The organism is Bradyrhizobium sp. 23, assembly GCF_023073295.1.
In the GTDB taxonomy this organism is placed as follows: Bacteria; Pseudomonadota; Alphaproteobacteria; order Rhizobiales; family Xanthobacteraceae; genus Bradyrhizobium; species Bradyrhizobium canariense_D.
The window spans coordinates 1-6,264 of sequence record NZ_JADPJF010000091.1 but is presented as its reverse complement, the minus strand read 5'-3'; the positions used below and the strand labels follow the sequence as shown (position 1 = coordinate 6,264).

The window sequence follows — 6,264 nt, the reverse complement described above, 5'->3', positions numbered from 1 at the left end:
TGTCATCGCAGCATGGTCGAGGATCAACTGCGTCATCAGGCTTGTGAGGGCCGCCCGGGCTTCCGCCGGCAACTCCGGCCATGCCGGCGCGCCGATGGCGCCGTTCGACAGGCCGCTCCCGAACAGATCCATCTGCTGCTGCGGCCGCGGTCGTTGATTGTGTCGGTATCCGCTCCCTGGCATTGCCGTCTGGCTTGACATGAGTCGCTCCCCGATTCTGGACGTGAGAGCCTCTGGATGCGCCAGAAAGCGGGGGCAGCTGATGGCGTTCGATCCTTCAACGCTACATCGAGAAGCGCAGAAAGCGCCGCAAGTGCATCGATCCTAACAAGCGGCTGAGCTGTCAGAAACCCGGCGTCATGGCATGCCGTCCGGTCGAACATCCATGCGGGAACTTCCAGCCAACGGTCTGCTTGCGATCCGTCCAGGGTGCAGCGAAAAACGACATCGTCGGCCTTGTCGATGGCCCCATGAACGCAAACTCGGCGCCCAAACCAAGGATGATGCCGATAAAGAACCTCGCGAAGAACGGTCCTGTGGGCGTTCTCAAACGTCGTTGTACAACACGACCCGACGTCACTCGACGATCGGTTACCTCAGCCCTGTTGAGTTCGAGCGCAAGGTGGGATTAGCTTAACCCGGTGTCCATCAAACCGGCAGCAGCTCACATCCGCAGAATGCCATCAACTTAGGCAGCAGCCAGATCGCAGCGGATCTCCCATCCCTTGGAGATGTCGGCACGCACGTCTATCTACCGGTTTGATGCTTCTTATCTCGTTACTATCTCGCGCCTTCATGCAAGCTTTTGGTCGAGACGGTGCGAGGACAGGGCAGTTCAGTCCAGGAATGCCGAGCGACATTGGCATCGCTTGCTCGCTGCAGCGGCTAGTCGCCTCACCTCAGGCGGACCATGCTTCTCTGATTTCTCCAGGAACTGGACACAAGCTAGGAATGCTGCGAGGCTTCCAAACAAACGAGTCCGACGGAAGCTTGGCCGAATTCATTTGTGCGGCCTGCGACTCTCCTTTGCCATGCCGTCGTTCCAACCCGAGAAACCTGGAATTCCCGCGCAGAAGCCACTCTCTGTTAGCGTGTGAGGGGTTTTACCAGGTCCGGCCTGGCTGCTGCGCGGATCCAGGCTCGCCGGGCTGCGCCTCGCAACCCACCAAATACCGCAAGGTGCTCTCCTTGATAAGCCGGAGATGATGCCGGTCACCCATTCTATCTGTCCTGACCATTCATTTGCGCGGGAAGTCGGGAGGCGCCAAGGGCACCATGGCCGACGCGTTGGTTTCACGACGCTGTCGCGCTTGCGACAAATTGCATTTACCAAAGATCGCCTGCTTTCAGCGATTCTGGCGTGGCATGCGGGTTGCAAAAGCGTGGTCGGAAAGACAAAGAGGGTGCCAGCCATGATTTCCGCCATACCATCTCGTCCGAGTGCGATGCGACATGGGCTAAGCGATCCTGTTGAACCAAATGACGCCCTGTAGTGGGTAATCACACGCTTGGCTTGCAATAGCAACCGCGGAGAATGTGCTTGCACGGCGCGCTAGCTGAAGGACTGAAGCAGGGCCGGCTACAATGGAGGATTGACCAACTCGCTGCCACCTGCGCCCCAGAGAGGCTCACCTGCCGCTACCACTATGCTTGATACTGGTTGCCACACCCACGATCTACCCTGCATCAAAGACTGCTCTACCCCAAGCTAGGGAATTCGGTTCTAGTCCGGAATGCTTCGTCAATGCCCCCGCAACTATCACGCTCTCTCGGAGTCCTGCACCTCGAACGTGGGGTGCCATCCGGCGCCGCGCAACCGAAGCCCGCGCCCGGCTCCATGCTAAATTCGGCCACCTTCGATTTCCCGACCATCTTCGAAACGGTCGCGGGAGCGTGGGTAGAGAATGTCGTGCGCGGCGATCCTGCTCTTGAGGCATCGTTTATCGCGGCCGCCCGGCGGCTCGTCCAGCGAGGTGCCGTCGCGATAAGCTCGACCTGCGGCTTCTCTATCCGACATCAGCCGGCGGTGGCCGAGTCGACGAATGTGCCCGTGGTGATGTCAAGTCTAATTCTGCTGCCCGCGTTGCTTCGGCAGCTGCCGGCATCAGCCAAGATCGCAGTCTTGACCTACGATTCGACGCATGTAGCCGAAGACCTGCTCGGGGTTGATGATCGAGCCGGGCGGGCGAGGATCGTGATTGGCGGCATCGAACGCGGCAAGTTCTGGCATGACGAGCTCAAGCGTCCGCCACCACCGATCGACGTTGCGGCCATCGAGAAGGATGTCGCTGCCTGCATCGAGCGACTTTGCATCGCGCATCCAGAGATCGCGATCATCCTCTTCGAATGTGCGGCGTTCCCTCTGGTGTCACCGGCGATCCGTCGTATCACGAAGTTGCCTGTCTACGACATCACAGACCTTTGCAGACTGACGATGGCGTCTATCGCATGATAACGGCGGCAATAGACTTAGACGGATTCGTCGGAACGAAAGGTCGGCTAAAGCAACTTTTCGCTGCTACGTCGCCTCCATGCCGAGCATTGCCATCATGCAATGAGTTCAGGAGAAACCGTGATGCCCGCATTTGATCAACAGGAATATCGCGAACGTACGGCTCGGCTGCGCCAACGAATGGCGAAGCACGGCGTGGACGCAATGCTCGTCTTTAACGAATCGAACATGAATTATCTCACTGGCTACGATGGATACTCAGATTATGTCCCGCAAGTCGCGCTTGTGAGACAAGACGAGGAAGATCCGTGGCTGATCTTGCGCGAAATGGACGTTGCATGTGCAACGGTCACATCCTACCTGCCACGGTCACGCCTACTCAGTTATCCCGAGAGCTACATCGGTTCGAACCGGCGGACACCGTGGCAGCCGATTGGAGATATGATCCGCGAACGCACTAAATCGGGGCACATCGGGGTCGAATTGACGGCAAAAAATTTCGGGGTGAAGGCGCAAGCAATCCTCGCCAAAAACCTGGACCTTTCAAAGAGCATCGATGCCGATGGCCTTATTTCCAAGCTGAAGCTGCTGAAATCTCCTGCTGAGATCGCCTACATGGAGCAGGCCGGAAAGATCGTCGATAGGGCCATGAGAGTCGCCCGATTAGGCGTCGCTCCCGGAGCGCGAGAATGCGACGTAGCCGCAGCCATTATGCACGCGTTGTGTACGGGCACACCGGAATTCCCGGGCCATGCTTCTCGCATTTATCCGACCATGCCGACCGGACGCCCGGCGGCTGCTCCGCATCTCAAGTGGACCGACGCGAGCTATGCGATGAATTGTCAGACCAATTTCGAACTAGGAGCTTTTCGCCACCGCTATTGCTGCGCATTGTCCCGGACCGTGTTCTTAGGTGAGCCGTCCGCTCGGTCACGGCACCTGCACCAGGCCGCGCTTGACGGCTTTTTGGCTGCCTTCGAAACGATGCGGCCTGGAGTAACATGCGGAGATGTCGACCGAGCGTTCCGGCGCACCTTTAGCTCTCGGGGCGTACGTAAAGACTCTCGAATCGGCTACTCCCTCGGGAATGATTGGCCTGACGGCGGCGCGAGCCTACAGGATGACGATGAGACTTTGCTCCAACCCAACATGACTTTCCACTTGATCATTGGCATCTGGGAGAAGGACGACGGCTATGTCTTTAGCGAGACAGTGCGCGTGGCTGACAACGGCGCAAAATCGCTGAGCAGCATGTCGCGCGACCTGCTGGTCAACCGCTGAGACAACCGTCGTGCAAGTCAGATGACGTCAGCGACGTTTGATGAAGATGTTCCAAGGACTACTTCACTTGTGCAGCCTTGACTGGACTCCGAATGAACGATGCCATTGTCGACGCAGCGAATAAGCACTTCGCATCGGATTACTTCGAAGCACGTCAAAGATTCCGTGACTACGTTAGGAAGGCCGCAGTCGGTGAAGCCGCAATCTATCCATCGCCAGCCCGTGGGCCTCGTGGAAGAGAACTCTCAACGGATGTTGCGTGGTTTGGCGACCGACGCGCCCCAAAGGTAGGAATTTTGGTATCGGCTACACACGGCGTCGAAGGATATTGCGGGTCTGCGGCACAGCTCGACTGGTTGGCTGAACGTGGTTACGAGAGGCTCAAATCTGATGAAGCCATGTTGCTGATCCATGCTCTCAATCCTTATGGGTTTGCCTGGGATCGGCGCGTCACGCAAGAAGGCTGCGACCTCAATCGTAATTTCGTCGATTTCACGGCACCGTTACCCCATAACTCCGCTTACGACCTCCTTGCTGATTGTCTTGTGCCATGTGAGATCGACGGTCCACTTTTTGTTGCTGCCGAGGCAACAATAGAGGAGTTCCGCAGAACACACGGCGAGATCGCTTTGCGACGGGCTCGGACTAGCGGGCAATACCGACATCCCACCGGAATGTTTTTCGGCGGGTTTGCCCCTACAGTCGCACGGCGAACGCTCGAACGGATCGTACGGGATTACTGTTTGGAATCTCGTCTGCGTGTCTTGATCATCGACTATCACGCGGGCCTCGGGCCTTACGGTTATGGTGAGCTGCAATGCGAGCAGGCTTCAGGTATGTCAGGGTATCAGCATGCGCGAGGCATCTTCGGACCCTCAGTCACGTCGCCGGATCTTGGCACCTCATCGGCTGTTGTGCTCAATGGCACGCAGGATGACTACTGGCAGCGTCTCCTTGGTGATCGGCACGTCTACGTTTGCCTCGAGTTTGGAACCTACCCTCTGGAGGCAGTCAGATCTGCAATACGCGCTGACCATTGGCTCTACAAATATCGCCAAGCCGACATTGAAACATATCTTGGGTATAAAATTCGCCGACGCGTGCGACAGCGCTTCTATCCGGAAAGAACCGATTGGAAGGAAATGGTATTATATCGCAGTCGTCAGGTTCAGCGACAGATGATCGAAGGTTTTTAAACATGAGAGCGTCTAAAATATGAGAGCCGCGATGGCTCACAATACTGGCGCCTGGCGCTTACGAAGTAGAAGCGGAAGCACGGCACGCAAAAGAGTTAGCAGAGAGTGTGGTTTGGATTTGACCTTGCCCCCTGGACTTTAATTCTGATTGAAGTTCGCCCTGGCCATATGAGGACCAGAGCATGAAGCGCACTGATTTACGGAAGGAGCAGATCATCAGGACTTTGAGGGAGCACGAGGCCGGCGTGCCGGTTGCCGCTTTTTGCCGGAAGCATGGCGTCATCGATGCCACGATCTACAACGGAAAGCCAGTTAGGCGGGATGGAGGTCTCAGAGGCCAAGCGGCTGAGGACGCTGGAGGACGAGAACACGCGGCTGAATCCGCTTTTTGGCCGATTCCATGCTGGGCAATGCCGCATTGAAGGACCTCCAGGAAAAGAAATAGCTACGCCCGCGGGAAAGCGCGCATTTCATGGAATCGTACGGGATGGGCGAGCGGCGGGCGTGTAAAGCGATCAGCTGTTGCTGCATGACCATCAGATATCGGACGACCCGGACGTTGACGCTGCCCTACGCCAACGCATGAAGGCAATGGCCGAGTTGCCCCGTCGCTTCGGCAATGGCGCTTGCATGTTCTGCTTAAACGGGAGGGCTATCTGGTCAACCACAAGAAGCTGTTCCGGCTCTATAGAGAGTCTCCTGGTCCATCGCCTTAACGGCGGCAAGCGGGCGCTCGGGACCAGGGCGCCGATGGCGGTGCCGTCGGCTCCGAATGACCGCTGGTCGCTCGACTTCATCTCGGATCAGCGCACCCATGGCCGCGGCTTGCGCATTCTGACCGTGATCGACGAGTGCACGCGCGTGTGCCTGGTGACGTTGCCCCCATTGTTTATCCAGTGGGACTTAGAGTCTGACGGTTTGGTGAAGTGCTCCCCAAAACTAGGCCAGCTGATGCTGGAATTTTCCGGGGTTTAGCTCATGCCGGCGGGGGCGCCGATGAGCCATTCAACAGCGATATCGGCGCCTTGTTGCCGATCGCGCTATGGGGCCGGACTTCGTTGTACAACGAGGTTTGAGAACGCCCACAGGACCGTTCTTCGCGAGGTTCTTTATCGATATCATCCTTGGTTTGGTTGCCGAGTTTGCGTTCATGGGGCCGTCGACAAGGCTGGCGATGTCGCCTTCCGCTGCACGCTGGATGGATCGCAAGCAGATCGTTGGCTGGAGGTTCCCGCATGGATGTTCGACCGGACGGCATGCCCTGAGGCGGAGCTTTTGGCAGCTCGGCCATTTGTCAGCATAACCGCACTTGCAGCGCTTTCTGCGCTTCTCGAT

The 6,264-nt window shown here is 57.5% G+C and carries 3 protein-coding genes and 1 pseudogene; all 4 read left to right on the top strand.

The window, feature by feature from the left end:
- The first annotated feature begins 1,795 nt into the window (after nucleotides 1-1,795).
- Nucleotides 1,796-2,452: a hypothetical protein gene (locus tag IVB32_RS22590; protein WP_247411470.1), complete on the top strand. Its 657-nt coding sequence runs from the start codon at nucleotides 1,796-1,798 to the stop codon at nucleotides 2,450-2,452.
- 123 nt (nucleotides 2,453-2,575) lie between these two features.
- Nucleotides 2,576-3,733, top strand: coding sequence for a Xaa-Pro peptidase family protein (locus tag IVB32_RS22585; RefSeq protein WP_247411468.1), 1,158 nt, complete (start codon nucleotides 2,576-2,578; stop codon nucleotides 3,731-3,733).
- Nucleotides 3,734-3,825: 92 nt separating this feature from the next.
- Complete coding sequence (locus tag IVB32_RS22580; RefSeq protein WP_247411465.1) at nucleotides 3,826-4,929, top strand: M14 family metallopeptidase; 1,104 nt, start codon at nucleotides 3,826-3,828, stop codon at nucleotides 4,927-4,929.
- Between the two features lie 182 nt (nucleotides 4,930-5,111).
- Nucleotides 5,112-5,799: pseudogene (locus tag IVB32_RS22575) on the top strand (transposase); the annotation flags it as partial.
- Nucleotides 5,800-6,264: the final 465 nt, after the last annotated feature.

Excerpts from the sequence above, each read along its gene's own strand:
- IVB32_RS22585 (WP_247411468.1), top strand. The coding sequence starts at position 2,576 with ATGCCCGCATTTGATCAACAGGAATATCGCGAACGTACGGCTCGGCTG.
- IVB32_RS22580 (WP_247411465.1), top strand. The coding sequence starts at position 3,826 with ATGAACGATGCCATTGTCGACGCAGCGAATAAGCACTTCGCATCGGAT.